We start from the raw sequence: 20,205 nt of genomic DNA, 5'->3' as shown, positions 1-20,205 counted from the left end.
CATGGAAGTTAAACCTAAAAGTGCATGTGATACCTGTGCGCATTTCAATGCGGCCGGATTAAAAAAATTAGGGGTGGACACCTCCTCTTTTGACCACGTTATTGCGTTGGCCGGAAATCCGAATACAGGTAAAAGTACCGTTTTCAATGCCCTTACCGGTTTGCGCCAACATACAGGCAACTGGCCCGGTAAAACGGTAACCAGGGCAGAAGGTGGTTTTGAATACAATAATGAAAAATACAAACTGGTGGATTTGCCGGGCACCTATTCCTTATTATCGACTTCCGAAGATGAGGAAGTAGCCCGAAACTTCATTCTTTTTGGGAAACCCACCGTTACCGTAATCGTCGTGGATGCCAGTAGATTGGAAAGAAACCTGAACTTGGTTTTACAGATACTGGAAATTACCGATCGGGCGGTACTATGCCTAAACCTTATGGATGAGGCCAAACGTAACGATATAGAGATAAACACCCGTACCTTAGCGCGCGACCTCGGTATTCCTGTGGTTCCCGCAAGTGCACGATACAATGAGGGTATCCCTGAATTGATACAGACCATCAGCGAGGTTGCCAATGGCTCTATCGTTTGCAAACCCCATCGTATTAAGAATATCCCCAAGAATATTGAAAAAGCTGTTGAGGATTTAAGTGTGGAGATCCTTAAGGAATATCCCGATATGCCCAACAGTCGATGGATTGCTTTTCGACTTTTGGAAGGTGACCAACACATCATTAATTTACTCCGAACCGGGGAATTTGAAGAATATATCTCATGAAGCAAAAGAATATAGACAATATCATTGCCCTCTCCAATGACCTTCGTTGGCAAATCGGTGACGAATTCCATGATAACCTTGCTGAGGGTATATACGCCGATGCGGCCGAAATCGTAAAGGTTTCCGTTCACAAGCCAAATGGTGACAATAGATTGCGGTTAGATGCCAAAATCGATAAGATCATCACCAGTAAAACATGGGGGTTCCCCTTAATGTTCCTTATTTTGGCGGTCGTACTTTGGTTGACCATTGTTGGTGCCAATTACCCTTCCTCAATGTTGGCGGAATTGCTTTTAAATACCATTCATCCGGCATTGAAGGGATATGCATCGGCCCTAGGTTTACCTTGGTGGCTCGATGGCTTTTTAATTGATGGTGTTTATATGGCCGTGGCTTGGGTCATTGCTGTGATGTTACCCCCAATGGCCATATTTTTCCCATTGTTTACGCTTCTGGAGGATTTTGGTTACCTCCCACGGGTCGCTTTCAATTTAGACCATTTATTCAAATTATCGGGAGCCCATGGCAAACAGGCCCTTACCATGAGTATGGGTTTTGGTTGTAATGCCGCTGGTGTCGTCGCAACGCGGATTATCGATAGTCCAAGGGAACGTTTAATTGCCATTATCACGAACAATTTTTCGCTCTGTAACGGGCGTTGGCCTACCCAAATCTTGATCGCCACCATATTTATAGGTGCTACCGTACCAGCTTCCTTTGCTGGTATTGCTTCCTTGGGGGCCGTTATTGGTGTCGCTATACTGGGTATTTGTTTTATGTTCCTGACCTCATGGGCGTTATCAAAAACCGTGTTAAAGGGGGAGGTCTCTACATTCAACCTTGAATTGCCCCCATATCGCCCACCAAGGTTCTGGAAAACGATTTACACCTCGATCATTGATAGAACGCTTATCGTTCTTTGGCGTGCCATCGTTTTTGCTGCACCCGCAGGTGCCGTAATTTGGCTGATTTCCAATATCCATATCGGGGATTTAAGTATTGCAGCTTGGATGATTGATTCCTTTGACGGATTTGGATTCCTTTTTGGTTTGAATGGGGTGATTCTAGTGGCTTATATTGTCGCGATTCCTGCCAATGAAATCGTAATACCCACCATCTTGATGCTTACGGTCTTGGTTACCGGAATCTCCGGTGGGGCAGGGGCTGGCGTGATGTTCGAATTGGACTCGGCCAATGCGACCGGTGAAATCCTTAGGGCTGGGGGTTGGACGTTGTTGACAGCCGTCAACCTCATGTTGTTCAGCTTGTTGCACAATCCTTGCAGTACAACGATCTATACCATTTATAAGGAAACCAAAAGTGTTCGATGGACGGTTGTCGCTTCTATTTTACCTGTAATCATGGGGTTTGTGGTAACATTTCTTGTAGCCCAAGTATGGAGGTTGTTCGCGTAGTATTTTCCTGAAATAAAGAATAAAATGGTCTTTGTCATTAAAAACCTTAGCTTCCAAGTAATGGAACTATATGTGGATTGAATGTTAAATAAAAGAAATCAAAGTGTGGATCAATGATGAATTGGTCAATCATGGCTATAAGGCAACGGCCAGTAAGGGTAAAATAGCCTTACTGGCAGAAGGCTGAGAAGTGGAATTCCGTACCGTAGATTGGGCCCCGATTACAACATTAAGCAAATAAGTCCTTATGGTATTATGCCAAGATACTCTCATGACCCGAGTCCTTTACGAAAAGGCAGGAACTTCCTGTTTTTGCACTTATTTCCTTGACAAATTCAAATTGCAGATTGCCTTCCATCCCAAAGATATTAAGGTCTGCTGCCGGCGATTTCTCCACTATTTCCTTAAAATTACCGACATAAACCTCGGTCAAGGTCTCTGGTAATCGGGCAAGGTTTATCAGCGTCAATAAAAATTGTTGGGCATTTTCCTTTTCCCCTTCATCATCGATCACTATGATCAATCTAATACTGGCATCCCAATTCTTTTTCAATTTATACGCCACTAAAATAGACAGGTCCAAGTTTCCAATATCCCAACCCAAATCCCAATTATCCTTCCTGTCCCTTACCCAAACATTGATCATATTCCGTTGACCCAATTGGGCCATAGGATGCGACAGATATAGCAATACCCCAATCTCCAGCCGTATACACTCCTTGATCACAGGGCGTAATTCCGTTTCGTAATCGTCGTGCTCCTGCAGATTAAGAAATACGATATTGGGTTTGAAAAATGCGCCTTGCAACGCTTGGTTACCGTAATTTACACCCTGTGCAAAATCATCGCTATGAATAACCGTCCATGAAGAAAACACCCCTTTCTTCCGAAATGACTCCGATAGATTGGCCAACTCATCCCTAAACCCGGTTTTTTCCGAAAAGGGTTCAATACCAAGAAGTTTAATGGAACCTTTCGGCTTGGCAATATTCCTTAAAAATTGAAAATTGCCCTTTGCACCATGGATATCGCGAATGGGAACCATAAGATTCGGTTTCCACGCCCGTTGCTGCATACTTTTCATGCCCCAAGTATGCTTTGCCGCCCATTCCGCAAAAGAAACGAACAACCCTGACCGGACATCCTCAAAAGGGGTTTCCAAATTCTGTCGGGCCAAAAACCAATACACCACAAACACGATACTTATGGAAACGAGGCTGATTGTTGGATTAATTATGAACATGGCCAAGACAGAGGATGAAAGCCCCAACCAGGGTATCCATTTATAGACTTTGAATATCGGTCTATAACTGATGAGACCAAGGCGCTGTTCTATGATTACAACAATATTGATCATGGCATACGTAATCAGAAAGAATAAGGTTACCAATGGGGCTATAGCATTAAGGTCCCGTAAAAGCATGGTCGCAAAAATGATGACCCCCGTAACGACCATTGCATTTCTTGGTTGGCCATTAGTGCTTTTACCCGAAAGGAATTCGCCATAAGGCAATACCCGGTGTTCACCCATTGCAAAAAGTATTCGTGAAGAACCTACCAGGGACGCCAATGCCGAGGAAAAAGTGGCACCAAGAATACCCGCTACTATCAATGGCCCCACAAAGGATTTCTCCACTATGATGTTATAATTTGAGATCAATTCTTGTTCTGTAGCCGTACGGGCCAACCAATAGGCTAACAGCATATATATCAGAAAACTGACCCCAATGGCCCAAAGGGTGCCTTGCGGAATACTCTTCTTGGGGTTTGCCAGTTCCCCAGACATATTCGCTCCTGCCATTATACCTGTGGCAGCAGGAAAGAACACGGCAAAAACCAGCCAAAAATCACTACCTGTGAAGCCGTTTTCGATTGACCCCTTGAAGGTCCCCCAACGTATGGCATCCTCAACTGGAATATGCATGGAACCATAATACGCGGCCAATACTATGGAAAATAAGGACAGAATTATAATGACCATGATAAAAAACTGAGTTTTTATAGCAAGGTCGGCACTTATATAGGCAATAGTCAATAGCACCCCAAAAACAAGAATATCCACTAAAAAAGGTTCATGTCCCGGGAAGATTGTCAACCACCCCTCCCTAAAACCAAAAATGTACATGGTAACCGCCAACCCTTGGGATATATATCTGGGTATACCAAGGCTACCACCCACCTCGAGACCTAGCGATTGGGAGATAATCGCATAGGCGCCCCCAGCACCAATGCGAATGTTTGTTGTAATTGCAGACATGGATAAGGCCGTGCAAAGGGTAATAAGGAATGAAACGATAATAATCAGCCAAGCCCCCAGTAATCCGGCATTACCAACCACCCAACCCAAACGAAGGTACATGATAACCCCCAGGATAGTAAGAAGGGTAGGAGTAAAAACCCCGCCGAAGGTATTGAACTTTTTAGTATTTTTTTCTTGTTGACCCAATGCTGTTCGTAAACTTGTTTTTAAAAACGGTTATCCTTTATCAAAATTCGTAGGTTTCTTAAATATAGGTTAAAAATCCCTACTTCCATGAAATATTTATGCCCCGTCTGGGTTGCGTTGATTGCAGTTATATCCGCTTCTTCCAAACAATACAAAAAGCTAAGATCCATACCAAGGCCCATCCTATTGACACCCATACAAACCCATATTTACACTTCGGGAAATCGGGGTTGGCAATAATTTTACCGCCTAACGTTTAAACCACTTCATCGAGATTAAACATACCTTGATAAATAATCAAGACCTTTCGGGTATTAAATAGGGCTCTTCGTCCTTACATCCACTTAGGATTGGATAAACCAAGTTAATTTAATCATCCAAATTAAGAATGATAGATCCATTCAACTAAAACCAATACTATGTCGACAACAACGGATTTAAAGTTTCAAGTAAAAAGTAGTGGACAATATCTGAATATATTATACGGGGGCAATGCCAACGGTACCAGCGCCTGTCAAGGCAACACCCCTACGACGGATAATTTTATATGGCAAATACTTGATGCCCCGAATAACCCAGGATGGCACTTGATCCAGGTAAAGAGTAGCGGACAATATTTGAATATTTTTAATGGTGGAAACGCCAATGGCACAAGGGCCTGTCAGGGCAATACGCCTACGACCGATAATTTCCTATGGAAGTTCATAAATGCTCCCAACAATCCCGGGTGGTGCCTTTTACAGGTAAAAAGCAGCGGACAATATTTGAATATTTTAAATGGAGGCAACGCCAATGGTACACTAGCGTGTCAGGGCAATACGCCTACCACCGATAACTTTCTGTGGAAATTGGATTTTATAGGGGCTTCACCGAATATACACACCGTTACCGTTAGTGCAACTATTGCCAATCCAATTCCACCAAGTTTATCCGATGATGAAGGGCACCAAGCCAATACGGGACCGGGTGACGCGGCCATGACTACCGAAGTAGGCGCAGGGGATACGGTAAAATGGGTAAAAGGTGGGAATATCTCAAGTTTGGATAATGTGTTTGAGACCGCAGGAACCGATTTATTCATTGTTGACCCTTCACAGGAAAACAATGGGACCTGGGTAGGAATTGTGGGGACAATGCCTCCAGGTTCAGAAGAAGAATATAATATAACCTATAAGGTGGGCGGAAAAACGTATACCCAAGATCCAAGAATTAGAGTAAAACCTCAAGCATAATAATGTCTTTAAAAAGAAAAGCCTATTATTTTTTGATAGGCGTTTTTTGTTTTAATTATCAAGTTACAACTTCCCAAGACCAGCGAATTGCTGATAGCTTAACGGTAATCTATCAGTTAGATACATTGGCGGTTGAAGCAAAATTAGAGTTGCTATATAGTCTGTCTTTTAATGAAATAAATGACTTTGAATTATCTTTAAAATATTCCGAGGAATTGATATACTTATCACAGCTAAATGGTAATTATGAATACCTCTCTTATGGGTATTTTCAAAAGGGAAATGCAAAACAGTTTGTCGGAGACTTAGAGGATGCATTGGCTGCATATTTCGAGAGTGCAGAAGTAGCAAAAAGAGAAAATTTAATTCCCGTTGAAGGTAGTGCCTATGGTGCGATAGCCGATGTATATGCAGTTTCCGATAATTATAAAAATGCAATGCTGTATTACAATAAAGCAATTGCTACACTACGAAAAACTAAAGACACTCTCGCTTTGGCTTCGTATATATTAAACGCGGGAGATGCATTGCTTACCAATAAAAAATACGATTCAGCACTTGTATACTTCAACGAATCCGGGGCACTTTTTGAAGAAGTAGATTATGTGGCTGGAAAGGCCTATAACCTAGGAAACATAGGCATGGTGTATGCGAATACCGGAAAAAATGACCTTGCCGAAAAAAACATCAATGAAGCTATTGGTATTTTAGAAGAATCTGGTGATTATTACCCCATCAGCGTTTTTCTTATATCAATGTCCGATATCTATTTGGAAAAAGAGGAGCACCAAACTGCAATCGATTATGCGCAAAAAAGTCTCACGATTGCCGAACAGTATGGTTTAAAAGAACAGATTGGTGATGCTAATCTAAAACTTTCAGAATTGTATGAAGAAATAGGTGAGCTAGTAATTTCTTATAGGTATTATAAAAATCATATCGCCTATCGGGATAGTGTAAATAATATCGCAACGGTGCAGCAATTGGCCGATCAGCGTACCAACTTTGAGGTTTCGCAAAAACAAATAGAAGTAGACCTTCTCGATCAGCGCCGAAAGAACCAACGCAACATAGCGATTGCCACAGCCCTTGCCTTGTTTTTGATCGGAATCTTGGCCATCGGATTATTTCGCCGTAATAAATTCATACGTAAAACGAAAAGGATCATTGAAGAAGAACGGGACCGTTCCGATAATTTGTTGCTCAATATTTTACCAGAGGAAACCGCAGACGAATTAAAGGCCAATGGCACCGTAAAAGCCAAAAAATACGAAGCTGTGACAGTTTTGTTCACCGATTTTAAGGGTTTTACCAGTTATTCAGAAAAACTATCGCCAGAGGCCTTGGTAGAAACCGTAGGTTTTTATTTTTCAAAGTTCGATGCCATTATGGACAAATATGGCTTGGAAAAAATCAAAACGATTGGCGATGCCTATATGTGCGCTGGGGGCTTGCATGACAAGACCAAAGATCATGCCCATAGAATGGTCAGGGCGGCTTTCGAAATCATTGAATTTGTCGAAGCAACAAAAAAAGATGATGCTGCCAGCGAATTGACCTTTGACATTCGTATCGGGATCAACACAGGACCCGTGGTGGCCGGGGTAGTGGGTACCAAGAAATTCGCCTATGACATCTGGGGCGATACCGTGAATGTAGCCTCCCGTATGGAATCGATGTCAGAACCCGGGAAGATCAATATCTCCCATAGTACCTATGAATTGATAAAATCCGATTTCGAATGCGAGTATCGTGGGGAAATAGAAGCGAAGAATAAGGGTAAGGTAAAGATGTACTTTGTAAATGGCGGGAAAGAAAATACCTCTGAACCTAAAATGAAAATAGTCAAAGATCAATATGGGAAATAGGGGTGACCTGTCCTACGGTGGCATCATCCAAAAGCATCTTCCCAATGCGTACCCGTACCAATCGCAGCGTTGGATAGCCCACGGCAGCCGTCATTTTTCGAACCTGCCGGAATTTACCTTCGGTCAACGTGATGCTGATCCAAGAATTGGGGCGATGGGTGCCTATACGAAGTTTTTTATCCGGTTCAGGCAGGGTAGGCGCCTCAAGCAATTTTATGACCTTGCAGGGTTTTGTGGTGTATCGTTTACCCCATAGGCCTATCTCGACGCCCTTACCCATTGCTTTTAGGGCTTCAATGGTGATTTCCCCATCCAACTGCGCATAATATTCCTTTTCGATTCCAGAACGGTTGATCGTATCGCTCAGTTTTCCATCAGTGGTCATCAGCAACAATCCCTCAGACTTCTCATCAAGCCTTCCAACAGGCATTGTTCCTTCAGGAAAATCATACAGTTCACTTAAAAATCGCTTCTTCCGCATCTGCCGCTCCTCATTGGAGGATAATTGACTGAGCATCCCGAAGGGTTTATAAAGCTTCAAATGTTGGTGTTGTTTTAAGGGCATGTAATTACAAAAATAACAAAGGTTGTTATATCATGACTTTATAAGTTAAATCTTAGGTAATTTATTTGGAAAACTGAGGTTTCATATTGTAATTTCAACCTTTATTTCCTCAGTGGTCAAGTCGCAAGTACCAGCAAGGAAAGTAATCTCCTTAAAACCAATTTATTGACGCAAAAGTGACAGCGAAAAACGCTAATTTCCCATTATATACTAAGATTTGCTTCCGAACAGAACAAAAACAGATACACTTGAATACATGAAACTAACATTCAAAACAATTCACCTAAAAAAAAGATTTCCCCTCCGAATAAGCCGGGGATTGGTTACGGGATCGGATAACCTTTTTGTGGGAGTGACCAAGAACGGTGTTACCGGTTGGGGCGAGATGGCACCTTCATCGACCCTAGGGAATGAATCGGCGGAAGAAGGCCAGCGGTTACTTGAGCAGTTTTCCAATACCGGAATTGAAAAGCTCTCCATAACCGAAATTTATAATAAAGGTAGGGAATTCGATCTGCCTTTATGTGTTTTGGCTGCTTTGGATATTGCGTTATGGGACCAACTGGCCAAAACGGCACAACTCCCATTGTACCAACTATTCGGTATTCCCTTGCCCAAAGTCGCCACTTCGGTGACCATAGGTATTAATCCGCCAGAAGTGGTCAAAGAACGAATGCCTTTGCTCCTGGAAGGTACCGGGGTTAAATTTCTAAAAGTAAAACTGGGATCCAAGGAAGGTATCGAAGCCGATAAGGCCATGTTTGCCCAGGTTATCGAAAGTACCAAGAAATATAACGTTGGTCTACGGGTCGATGCCAATGGGGGTTGGGATGTGGATCAAGCCATCCATATGATGAAATGGTTGGCCGATTTAGGGACCGATTATGTGGAACAACCTTTGATTCACGGGAGGGAAGAGGACCTTCCTTTTATTTTCAAAAACAGACCACTTCCTATTTTTGTGGATGAGTCCTGCTATTTTTCAACCGACATTCCCCAATGGGCCAATTCGGTCGATGGGGTAAATTTAAAGCTGATGAAATGCGGTGGTCTAACAGAAGCCCTGAGAATTATAGCTACCGCCAAGGCCTTTAAGCTAAAAACCATGATCGGTTGCATGGGGGAATCCTCACTATCGATATCGGCTGGGGCTGCATTGACCGGACTTTTGGATCATGTGGATTTGGATTCCCACCTTAATTTGGATCCCGATCCTTTTTCGGGAGCCCAATTGATAAATGGGGTGATTACACCAACGGAACGCTTTGGACATGGAGCTATTTTAAAAGAAGAAGTTTAGAATATGATAGGAAAAGAAAAGAAATTGGCCATTTATATGGAAGGTAATCTGGATTCCATTTATGCCAAAATGGGGTATGGGGTTATGCGTTATTCGGAAAACCCGATTGTCTGTGTCATCGATTCTGATTATTCGGGCAAAACAGTGAATGAGGTCATAGACCAACCCTTCGCAATCCCCATAGTTGCCTCGGTGGAGAAAGCTATTGAAATGGGGGCTGAAGTCATGGTTTTAGGATTGGCCCCAACAGGAGGGAAGCTACCCGTTACTTGGGTGCAGGATGTTGAAAAGGCCTTGACAATGGGAATGTCATTGGTTAATGGTTTGCACGACCTTCTTGCAGAGCGTTTTGCGCATCTCTTACATGCCGATAAGCCCGAACAGGTGATTTGGGATGTACGCAAGCCGGTCACCGATTACGCCATCGCCAGGGCCAGGGCAAGTGCTTTGACCAATAAACGGGTACTTATGATAGGTACCGATATGGCCGTTGGAAAAATGACCGCGGGTTTGGAAGTTTATAAATGGATAAAGGAACAAGGCATATCCACTGATTTTATCGCTACAGGGCAAATAGGAATAACCGTTACTGGAAAAGGAATCCCTTTGGATGCCATAAAAGTTGATCAAGCCTGCGGTGCTGTTGAACATCTAGTCCTAGGGGCCAAGGATAAGGATATTGTTTTTATTGAAGGCCAAGGTTCATTACTGCACCCCGGAAGTACGGCAACCCTGCCCTTAATGCGCGGTTGTTGCCCTACACATCTTATTTTATGCCATAGAGGGGAAATGACAACCTTACGGGATGTTACCGACATAACGATCCCCCCATTGAATGAAGTTATCAAATTGAATGAAGCCGTAGCCAATGCCTGTGGATCCTTTCCAAAGGCAAAAACGGTCGGAATTGCAGTAAACACAAGTAAACTCAGTGAAAGTGAAGCGCTTCAGCTTATTGAAGAGATAGAGAAAGAAACCGGTTTACCGGTAACCGATGTTGTCCGTTTCGGAGCAGAAAAGATAGGACGTACACTAATTTAATCTGAATTAAAAAAAAGGAAGCACAAAAGTTGAATCTATATCATAAAGGTGTTAAGCGTACAAAATCAAGAAGCCAAACCCTTTTGGATTATATATAGGTGCCCCAAACCAAGACTTATATGTAACTTCGATATTCGTTCCGATAAATAGCTATGAACATAAGAATCAAAAGAAGGTGGATTATCATAAGGAATTACATGATCAGCTGGACTTTGGCCTTTATTTTCCTGGCTATAATTCGAGGTATGGGCACGATTGAATTAGGTTCCATTAATTTCAAATTGAGGGAAGCATTGATTATTGCCTTCACTTTTGGCCCATTTTTCGGTGCAATTTCGGGTTTAGTCCAAAATCTGACCGAAAAGCGATATAATCAAAGAGTCTCTATTTATAGATTGATAGGTTTACGGTTAGTCTATGCCATCCTTTTTCTATTTTTCCTGGTGTTCATGGCGTATATCATGGTTACCCAATTTTTTGGTGAGGCCAAGGGATTTGTGGCCTTTGCGTTTGAACCAGGGAACATACCCATATACTTCTATATTCTCACCGTTGATAGCTTAATGCTCCTTTTAAGACAAATTAATTTGATGTTAGGGGAGAACAACCTTTGGAAATTACTACAAGGCAAATTCTATACCCCAAGGGAAGAAGAACGTATTTTCATGTTCTTGGACCTACAATCCTCAACGGAGCATGCAGAAAACCTCGGACATATTGCCTACAGTCGTATGATCCAGGATTGTTTTAACGATTTGGGAGTCGTCATTGAGAATGAGGCTGAGATTTATCAATATGTAGGTGACGAGGTGGTGCTCTCTTGGGTTTTAAACAAGGGACTACGCCATCAAAATTGCCTTAATGCCTTCTTTACCTTTAAAAACAAACTCCACATGAAGAAGGATTATTATCAAACCAATTACAACAGCCTTCCTTTCTTTAAAGCCGGTCTCCATTCCGGTAAGATCACGGTAACCGAGGTGGGTAAATACAAAAAGGAAATTGCCTACCATGGGGACACGATCAACACCACCTCCCGTATCCAAGGCCAATGCAATGCATTGAATCAAGACCTGTTGGTATCCCAACAATTAAAAGACCAATTGGACACGACCGGTTTTAACTTTGAAAATATGGGAAGCATCCCCCTAAAGGGAAAAGAAAAGGAAGTCGTAGTCTTTGGGGTAACCCAAGCTATCCCTAAATGAAAAAAGCCCAGGTAAAACCCGGGCTTTCCATCAACCAATCACTAAACTTAATACAATTTATTGAATCATTTCTTTCTCATAGCAAATTGTATATGTCCTAAGTCGTGAACAAAACAGATTCCTTACAACCAATAATCCAACAAGGAAGGAAAAAGTAGCAATCTTATTGGAGGTAAAACAATGGAAGGGCACTCTCCTTCGAAGACGGTTGAATCCCAATACCCCTTGATACATCCCCATCGATTTTCCCCATCGAAGAATTAACAGATTTTTGAGAGAATAAATATGGAAAATACCGTAAATTAAGGGTAGTAAAGGTCTATAAGACAAAGCTCCCCATATATGGGAATAATAGTGGGAATTACACTTAGGAAATTGGTAAAAAAAGTTGATCGATTAAAAAAACAGGACCTGTGAAAAAAATTAAACATTTAGTGGTTTTAGGTTTAACAGTAGTAGTGTTCTGGGCGTGTAACAGTACCCAAAGTGCCGGTGCTATTGCCCTAAAAACCGAACAGTTCGAGGCCTTGAAGGAACTTGTGGCCACAAAATCATTTACCATTGATGTAAAAACCGCCCATCCTATGCAGACCCAAGCGGTAACCCAAGTTACCATGGCCTTATTGCGAAACACCGGAAATACGGCTGGCCGCATAGATGTTACCGGTGACTACATAAAAGTAATGCAGGATAGCGTAAAGGGCTCACTATCTTATTTTGGGGAAGTACAGGTCGTCAGCACCATGAACCCACAGGATGCCGGTATTCATTTCGAAGGTGAACCTACAACTTATGAGGTTACCGAGAACAGCAAAAAACAATACCTCAAAATTGAATTCGATGTCAAGGGAAAAGCTGAATCCTATGAGGTCATTATGACCTTATACCCTAACAAGAAAGCCACTGTTTTTGTTAACAGCGCCTATCGAAACTCCATTCGGTATGACGGCGATATAATTGCCAATGAAGACCAAGAAAAGACAAAAAGTTGAACTTTGTGAAATTAATATTGGGGGACATAAGAATGACCTTCGCGGTTAAACCTAGGACCAATGACGCCCGTCTTTAAGCAACACAGGAATTCCGTTTTAAGAGCATATACTCTCCCTTGTTCTTAAAATCACGGATAGAGGTCCCTACATACCGCTTAAAGGTCTTTGATAAATGACTCACATCGGTAAAACCCAAATCATCGGCAATCTCGGTAAGGGTATAGTCTGAATTCAACAAACGTATTTCGACCAATTTGAGTTTAGCCTTGATGATATACTCCCGAAGTGACATATGAACCTGTTTTCTAAAGTACTCGCTGACATAAGTAGGCGACATTAAAAAGGTATTTGCCAAATTTTCCACTTTTAGTAGTTCGGGTTTATCGATATGCTCATTGATATAGGTCAACATTCGGGTTATTCTGTCATCTGTATTCCGCTGGGTACCCTCAAAATAGTGGCTCTTTTTAATATTCCGTATCAGAATCTCCAAAATACTGGTCATTAGACTTGTGACGAGACTTACGGAATCTTCCCCATAATTCCTGGATTCCTGCAATATCATGTCAATGAGGTTCTCCAAATACCGTCTATCCATTTCATTTTTAATGATATCACCGGGCAATTGATTGTAATTGGATAGAATATAAGAGGCTTCCTTAAACCATTCATCCCTATCTATCGACCTTCTGCCCACATTCTTAAAAAAAGAATCCGTAAACTTCAGAAAGACGAATTTTGTGGGATCATCAATGGTGAAGGAATGACATTTCAGTGGGGGCAGCAAAAATATGCTTCCTTTCCCATAGGTGTATTCATTGTAATTTATGCATTGCGAACCCCTTCCTTCCTTTATCAAAACCAATTCGAAAAAGTTCTTCTTAACGGCCCGTTGTTTCCATTCCGTCAATTCCAATTCTTGTATTTCAAAGGGTTTATAAGCTTCCAATACTTGCATAATTCCGGTGTTATTATCATTTTGAACCGCTAAACTATAAAAATCATTCCAATATCATTGATAATTCCTTCCAGAAACCTTTAAATATACATCATTACCCTTTTTATATACATCCCTTATCGATATCCCTAGGCGTAACTTTGTATTGTGAAATCTAGATAAATAAGAACGGGAGTCGCAATACAATTTGCGATATATGGTATTTGAATCCTACTTTTACAGGGAACATTGGTCTTATATGATAGTAAATAACATAATCGAAACAGCAACAAAACAATTGGAAACCGCAAACCTATAAAAACGACATATTGACATGAAAAAACAGCACCTAACCATCGTAGCACGAATTTTGGTAAAAGAAGAACACAGGGAATCCGTAAAGGCTGAATTGATGAAATTACTGGACGTAACCAGGGCAGAAGAGGGTAATATCAGTTATGATTTACACCAGGACAATGAAAATCCAAATCTCTTCTTGTTTCATGAACGATGGGTAAATCAGGAATACCTGCAAAAACATTCCCAAAGTGCCCATTTTGTGCAATTTCAAAAAGCTACGGAAGGTAAATTAGAGGATTTTACAGTTCATAAAATGACAGAAATCGAAAACTAGTCGGTAATAGCGTAACCCTATCAACAGGGTACGGCTTTACCTTTTTGGATTAAAATAATAGTAACAATGAAAACGAATATTGGAATTTCAGATGAAAATCGTCAGGCTATCGCCGATGCTTTAGCCAAGATTTTAGCGGATGAGTATGTACTCTACACCAAAACCAGAAATGCACATTGGAATGTAGAGGGTCCTGATTTTTATGACAAGCACAAATTTTTTGAAGGACAATATGAACAATTGGCTACGATTGTCGATAGTGTTGCGGAACGTATCCGTACTTTAGGACACTATGCACCGGCTACCCTAAAGGAATTTTTGGAACTGACCCACCTCACGGAGCGGGAACAGAACGACAATAGCGCCCAAGGCTTTATCAAAGAACTTTTACAAGACCATGAAACAATTTGCATACACCTAAGGGAAGTCATCACTCCGTTTGCAGAAACTTATCAAGACCTTGGAACCAGTGATTTTGTAACAGGTTTATTGGAAGAACATGAAAAAACCGCATGGTTCCTACGCGCTCATTTAAAATAAATTGGAAAATGGAAAAAGTAACCATAGGAAATACAGATTTAGAAGTATCCCGCATTAATTTTGGAGGAAATGTTTTTGGCTGGACATTGGATGAAAAACAGTCTTTTGAAATATTGGACGCTTTTGTGGAGGCAGGATTCAATTTTATCGACACGGCGGACACCTACAGTTGGTGGGTAAATGGAGTTGGTGGACAATCGGAAACCATTATTGGCAAATGGATGAAAGCCCGTAACAACAGAGACAAATTGGTCATTGCGACCAAAGTCGGTTCCGAGACGAAAGAACATCCTATAGACATTAGCAAAAAACACATTCTAAAGTCGGTTGACGAATCCTTAAATCGTCTTCAAACAGATTATATTGACTTATATTATACGCATTTTGACGATGAGGTTACCCCCGTGGAGGAGACTTTATCCACTTATGATCAGATCATAAAGGCGGGTAAAGTACGGCATATTGCCGCATCAAACTTATCCCCGGAACGATTGGAGGCTTCCTTTAGGGCATCAGAAGAAAACAACCTTCCAAAATATGTGGCCTTGCAACCCCATTACAATTTGGTTGAGCGCACAAATTACGAGACCCAATATGCCGGCTTAGTAGAAAAGTACGGACTCAGCGTTATGCCCTATTATTCCTTGGCAAGTGGATTCCTAACAGGGAAGTACCGTTCCGAGGATGATTTAGGAAAAAGTGTACGTGGTGGGGGTGCAAGAAAATATTTAAACGATAAAGGCCTAGGCATTTTAAAGGCCTTGGATACCGTTTCAGAAAAACACAACAGCAAACCCGCTACAGTAGCTTTGGCTTGGTTGTTGTCCAAACCACATATTGCCGCGCCGATTGTAAGTGCAACAAGTAAGCACCAATTACAAACTTTGTTTGATGCCCCTAAACTACATTTGGATGCAGAAGACCTAGAGGTATTGGAAATTGCCAGTAATTAAAATAGAAAAATATGTCTTTAGCTTTATCGAACATGATGGAATTAGGTACCAAGGCACCCGATTTCACTTTGTTGAATACCATAACGGGAGAACATGTTTCCCTTTCAGCATTAAAATCGGACAAAGCAACCGTGGTTGTTTTTATCTGCAACCATTGTCCGTTTGTACATCACATAAATCCAAAATTGGTGGAAGTTGCAAATAACTACCAGGCAAAAGGGGTACAATTTATTGCCATTAGCAGTAATGATGTGGATAATTATCCACAGGATGCTCCGGAATATATGACGCAGGTGGCAAAAAAGGAAGGGTATCCCTTTCCGTATTTGTATGATGAGACACAGGAAGTTGCCAAAGCCTACCAAGCAGAATGTACTCCAGACTTTTTTGTTTTTGACAGCAATATGGAATGTGCCTATAGGGGCCGTTTTGATGAAACCAGACCCGAAATGGGACAACCTTCCGGCAAAGACCTATCCAATGCCCTAGATGCTTTATTGGCAGGGAATACGGTAAATACAGAACAGAAACCAAGTATGGGTTGCAATATCAAATGGAAGCAATAACATAGGGGCACAGCTTATTGTTCATTACACTTTGGAGACAATACCCAATTGTTTACTGCATACGGGTATTGTCTCCAAAGCTATTCCGTTAGGTCGATATAAAGTTTATCCGGTAATAATAAAGGATTATAGTCTACCGTATTGTATTTAAAACGGTACGTAAACGTGATAACTTCCTGTTTTTGGCAAAAACGTAATAAAATAACCTCCAAAAACCTCTTTTTGTACATATATCACCTCTATTTATACTCTAATAGAGGTATAAAGAGGTTCTACATTTGTATCAAATTAAAAACAACTTATTAAAAATATAATAATGAACACACCAAACATCGCAAAGGAAGAGATCATCAACGCGTTTAACTTCAGACACGCAACTAAGGAATTTGATGCCACTAAAACTATCTCAGATGACGATATGAAATTCATCTTGGAAGCGGCACATTTATCACCGAGTTCATTTGGTTTTGAACCTTGGCATTTTATCGTTGTCCAAGATAAGGAATTACGTGAATTGTTAAAACCTGTAGCCTGGGGAGCCCCCTTAAAGTTGGATACGGCCAGTCACTTTGTGTTGGGGTTGAGTATGAAGGCTCCTATGGTAAAGCACGATTCGGAATACATCATGCACATGATGAAGGATGTAAAACAATTGCCTGAAGATGTCATTGAAATGTACTCTAAATTTTATAGGGAATTCCAAGAGCGTGATTTCGATTTGGATACCGATAAGAAATTGTTCGATTGGTCTTCAAAACAGACATATATCGCTTTGGGAAATATGATGACCGCCGCCGCTTTAACCGGCATTGATTCCTGTCCTATTGAAGGATTCCATCAAGAAAAAGCAGAAGCCCTTTTAAGGAATAAATTCGGTGTGGATACAGATAAGTACGGTTTGTCATTTATGGTGGCTTTCGGTTACAGAAAAGCAGATCCTGAATTTGGGAAATCTAGAAGAAACTTTGATGACATCATTACTTGGAAGTAATCCTATCACCCAAAAGAAAATATAAAATGAAAGCAATAGGATACAAAGAGAACCTCCCCATTGAGGATGTAAAATCATTACAAGACGTAGAATTGGCCATGCCAAAAGCAATTGGCAAGGACATTCTAGTAGAGATAAAAGCAATATCTGTAAACCCAGCCGATTATAAAGTACGGGCCGGAATGCCTGTACAAGGTGATGATTGGAAAGTTATCGGTTGGGATGCCACCGGTGTTGTTAAAGAAGTAGGAGAGGATGTTACCCTCTTTAAGGTCGGTGATGAAGTTTGGTATGCCGGCGATTTTACAAGACAAGGAAGCTATGCACAGTTTCAAGTTGTAGATGAGCGTATCGTGGGCAAAAAACCAGCGAGCTTGTCTTATGCGGAAGCAGCTGCCTTACCCTTGACTTCGCTTACAGCTTGGGAGATGTTGTTCGATAGATTGGAAGTAGCCAAAAACGATGCTAGTAAGTCCATTCTAGTCATTGGTGCTGCCGGTGGGGTGGGTTCCATTTTGGTGCAATTGGCCAAAAAACTGACCAAACTGAATATCATTGCTACGGCTTCCCGTGAAGAAACCACGGCTTGGTTAAAGGAATTGGGTGCCGACTCGGTTATTAACCACAGGAATAAACTAAGTGAAGAGTTCGAGAAATACAGTCTTTCTGCGCCAGAATATGTAGTAAGCCTAAATGCAACGGAACAACATGTAGATGAAATTGCCAAGTTGATCAAACCCCAAGGTAAATTTGGATTTATTGACGACCCGAAATCATTGAACGTAATGCCTTTTAAAGGTAAGGCCGTGTCTACTCACATTGAGTTAATGTTTACCCGTTCTATGTTCCAGACAGAGGATATGATCGAGCAGCACCACATTCTCAACAAGGTTTCCGAGTTGATCGATAGCAAAACGATTAAAACCACTTTAGGGGAGAATTTCGGGACCATAAATGCCGAAAACCTTCGTAAGGCCCACGCTTTCCTGGAAACAGGAAAGGCAAAAGGGAAGATTGTTTTAGAAGGATTTTAGACGCCATGAGTCAACATAATTAAAATAGAAAATGAAAACTACACTTAAAATATTGGTTATAGCAGCAATATATGCTAGTACTACGGCTAATGCACAAGTAACAACAATAGACGCTGTAGCCACTTCCAAAGTGCAGCATTTCAATTTTGATGAAATGGCATCGGAAACTATTGGCGAAGGCATTCAGCGTAAATGGTTTCACGGACAGAAAGGGCAAATGACCATTTTCGATTTGGAAAAAGGGGCGCATATTCCTTGGCACCAACATCCCAATGAGCAGATTACCTATATCCTGTCAGGCAAGGTCAAGATCAAAACGATTATTGACGGTAAGGAAACCTATGTTGTTGTTTCCGGGGGAGAAGTCATTGTATTCCCTGAAAACGTACCGCACGAATTTTGGGCCTTGGAGAAAACGATGGACTTAGATGTTCATGTTCCGGTTCGTGAAGATTGGCTGTCCAATGAACTTCCTGATTATTTAAAGAAGAGCGAATAACATGAAAAAGCAAATAATCACACTAAGTATAATTCTATCGGCCATGACTATAAATGCCCAAAAACCATTGGCCAAGTCGGAAGTTTTTGCAACCGTAAATCAAGCTGTTGGGAATATTGCCTTTACCAACGAGGGGGATTTGGTATACAGTCATCATCCATTTTTTGGTCCGGAAATTCGAGTGGTCAAGTTAGATAAAGAAGCAAATACGACCACACCCTTCCCCAATTTGGAATGGAACACCCCAAGAGGCACGGATGATAATTATTTGAGCAATGTTTTGGGTATCCGTAATGATGAAAACGGGATTATCTGGATGCTCGATATGGCCCAACGTGACCATGTAACGCCAAAAATTGTGGGTTGGAACACCCATAGCAATACCTTGGAACGTATCTACTACTTGCCAAAATCGGTAGTGCCAGCAATATCACAGCCCAACGATATGGTGGTGGATACCAAACACGGGTATTTTATCATTGCCGATGAAGGTATCGGTAACGGGGGCGATGGGAGCAAAGCGGCCTTTATTATTGTAGATATGAAAACAGGAAAGACACGTCGTGTTCTCGAAGGCACACGTACTACCTTACCCGAAAATACACCAACGGTGATTAACGGAAAGCATTTGGCAGTAAATGGAAAAGATTTGTTGATCGGTAATGACGGAATTACTGCCGATGCTAATTTTGAATGGATTTATTACGGTCCCTTAAACGGCACCAAGATCTACAGGGTTAAAACCATGGACCTCGTGAACGAAACCCTAACAGCGGACGAGTTGGACCACAAAATTGAAACCTATTCCGAAAAACCCAACAATGGCGGAATGTCTATAGATAAAGAGGGCAATCTCTATTTGACGGCTTTGGAAACCAAGAGTGTTGCTGTGGTTCTGGCTAAAGACCGAAGTGTTCATACGATGATAAAGGACGATAATTTGGTATGGCCCGATGGTGTAAGTTACAACCATGCAGATGGATTTATGTATGTATCCGCAGCACAGGTGAACAGAGGTGCCGCTTTTAATAAGGGTACAAGCATTGCGACCCAACCATTTTATATATTCAGGTTTAAACCTTTAGCAGAAGGCGTTTCTTTTCGATAAAGCCTAGTATTTAGCAGGGCTAACTTCCGAAATTGCATTGAGGATTTCCAGTATTGCTTTGCCTGAGTATCATTGGGTGCAATTGACCAACTATCGGG

Annotated in this window: 17 protein-coding genes and 1 pseudogene; 15 read left to right on the top strand and 3 right to left on the bottom strand. The window is 41.5% G+C overall.

Annotation, left to right across the window (positions count from 1 at the left end; genetic code table 11):
* Position 1 precedes the first annotated feature (1 nt).
* Positions 2-2,193: pseudogene (feoB, locus tag LX92_RS23090) on the top strand (ferrous iron transport protein B).
* Positions 2,194-2,446: 253 nt separating this feature from the next.
* Here feoB and LX92_RS20435 read toward each other — a convergent pair.
* Positions 2,447-4,639: an amino acid permease gene (locus LX92_RS20435; protein ID WP_109654595.1), complete on the bottom strand. Its 2,193-nt coding sequence runs from the start codon at positions 4,637-4,639 to the stop codon at positions 2,447-2,449.
* Positions 4,640-5,058: 419 nt separating this feature from the next.
* On the opposite strand from LX92_RS20435, the gene LX92_RS20430 reads away from it, so the two are divergent.
* Both LX92_RS20430 and LX92_RS20425 read left to right on the top strand, forming a co-directional pair.
* Positions 5,059-5,871 (top strand): RICIN domain-containing protein, encoded by an 813-nt coding sequence (locus LX92_RS20430; RefSeq protein ID WP_109654593.1) that lies wholly within the window; start codon positions 5,059-5,061, stop codon positions 5,869-5,871.
* A gap of 2 nt (positions 5,872-5,873) precedes the next feature.
* A complete protein-coding gene (locus LX92_RS20425) occupies positions 5,874-7,739 on the top strand; it encodes an adenylate/guanylate cyclase domain-containing protein (RefSeq protein ID WP_109654591.1) in 1,866 nt (621 codons plus the stop codon).
* Here the strand turns inward: LX92_RS20425 and LX92_RS20420 are convergent.
* Positions 7,717-8,304 carry a pseudouridine synthase gene (locus LX92_RS20420; protein ID WP_109654589.1) on the bottom strand — a complete coding sequence of 196 codons (588 nt, stop codon included), beginning with the start codon at positions 8,302-8,304 and terminating at the stop codon, positions 7,717-7,719. The two genes, LX92_RS20425 and LX92_RS20420, sit on opposite strands and share 23 nt — an antisense overlap.
* Positions 8,305-8,560: 256 nt before the next feature.
* On the opposite strand from LX92_RS20420, the gene LX92_RS20415 reads away from it, so the two are divergent.
* The 4 genes from LX92_RS20415 to LX92_RS20400 all read left to right on the top strand — a co-directional run bounded on the left by LX92_RS20415 (position 8,561) and on the right by LX92_RS20400 (position 12,845).
* Positions 8,561-9,604 carry a dipeptide epimerase gene (locus LX92_RS20415; protein WP_109654587.1) on the top strand — a complete coding sequence of 348 codons (1,044 nt, stop codon included), beginning with the start codon at positions 8,561-8,563 and terminating at the stop codon, positions 9,602-9,604.
* Between the two features lie 3 nt (positions 9,605-9,607).
* The gene (locus LX92_RS20410) at positions 9,608-10,645 is read left to right on the top strand and encodes a DUF1611 domain-containing protein (RefSeq protein ID WP_109654585.1); all 1,038 of its coding nucleotides are present in this window, start codon (positions 9,608-9,610) and stop codon (positions 10,643-10,645) included.
* 152 nt (positions 10,646-10,797) lie between these two features.
* Positions 10,798-11,853: an adenylate/guanylate cyclase domain-containing protein gene (locus tag LX92_RS20405; RefSeq protein WP_109654583.1), complete on the top strand. Its 1,056-nt coding sequence runs from the start codon at positions 10,798-10,800 to the stop codon at positions 11,851-11,853.
* Between the two features lie 413 nt (positions 11,854-12,266).
* Entirely contained in the window at positions 12,267-12,845 is a 579-nt protein-coding gene (locus tag LX92_RS20400; RefSeq protein ID WP_170117908.1) for a DUF4251 domain-containing protein, read from the top strand.
* Positions 12,846-12,918: 73 nt separating this feature from the next.
* Here LX92_RS20400 and LX92_RS20395 read toward each other — a convergent pair whose 3' ends face one another.
* Positions 12,919-13,803: an AraC family transcriptional regulator gene (locus tag LX92_RS20395; protein ID WP_109654579.1), complete on the bottom strand. Its 885-nt coding sequence runs from the start codon at positions 13,801-13,803 to the stop codon at positions 12,919-12,921.
* A 313-nt stretch (positions 13,804-14,116) separates the two neighbouring features.
* On the opposite strand from LX92_RS20395, the gene LX92_RS20390 reads away from it, so the two are divergent.
* From LX92_RS20390 to LX92_RS20355, 8 genes are all read left to right on the top strand, one after another.
* Positions 14,117-14,416, top strand: coding sequence for a putative quinol monooxygenase (locus LX92_RS20390; RefSeq protein WP_109654577.1), 300 nt, complete (start codon positions 14,117-14,119; stop codon positions 14,414-14,416).
* Between the two features lie 66 nt (positions 14,417-14,482).
* Complete coding sequence (locus LX92_RS20385) at positions 14,483-14,956, top strand: Dps family protein (protein WP_109654575.1); 474 nt, start codon at positions 14,483-14,485, stop codon at positions 14,954-14,956.
* Between the two features lie 8 nt (positions 14,957-14,964).
* On the top strand, positions 14,965-15,909 hold the full coding sequence (locus LX92_RS20380) for an aldo/keto reductase (protein ID WP_109654574.1): 945 nt from the start codon (positions 14,965-14,967) through the stop codon (positions 15,907-15,909).
* Between the two features lie 11 nt (positions 15,910-15,920).
* On the top strand, positions 15,921-16,475 hold the full coding sequence (locus tag LX92_RS20375) for a thioredoxin family protein (RefSeq protein WP_109654572.1): 555 nt from the start codon (positions 15,921-15,923) through the stop codon (positions 16,473-16,475).
* A gap of 316 nt (positions 16,476-16,791) precedes the next feature.
* Positions 16,792-17,466 (top strand): NAD(P)H-dependent oxidoreductase, encoded by a 675-nt coding sequence (locus tag LX92_RS20370; protein WP_109654570.1) that lies wholly within the window; start codon positions 16,792-16,794, stop codon positions 17,464-17,466.
* Positions 17,467-17,492: 26 nt separating this feature from the next.
* Positions 17,493-18,500 carry a zinc-binding alcohol dehydrogenase family protein gene (locus tag LX92_RS20365; RefSeq protein ID WP_109654650.1) on the top strand — a complete coding sequence of 336 codons (1,008 nt, stop codon included), beginning with the start codon at positions 17,493-17,495 and terminating at the stop codon, positions 18,498-18,500.
* Positions 18,501-18,531: 31 nt separating this feature from the next.
* Entirely contained in the window at positions 18,532-18,999 is a 468-nt protein-coding gene (locus LX92_RS20360; RefSeq protein ID WP_109654568.1) for a cupin domain-containing protein, read from the top strand.
* Between the two features lies 1 nt (position 19,000).
* Positions 19,001-20,107 carry an L-dopachrome tautomerase-related protein gene (locus LX92_RS20355; RefSeq protein WP_109654566.1) on the top strand — a complete coding sequence of 369 codons (1,107 nt, stop codon included), beginning with the start codon at positions 19,001-19,003 and terminating at the stop codon, positions 20,105-20,107.
* Positions 20,108-20,205 lie beyond the last annotated feature (98 nt).

Origin of the sequence: Maribacter polysiphoniae (assembly GCF_003148665.1) — a bacterium.
In the GTDB taxonomy this organism is placed as follows: Bacteria; Bacteroidota; Bacteroidia; order Flavobacteriales; family Flavobacteriaceae; genus Maribacter_A; species Maribacter_A polysiphoniae.
This window is presented reverse-complemented; position numbering and strand designations above follow the sequence as displayed.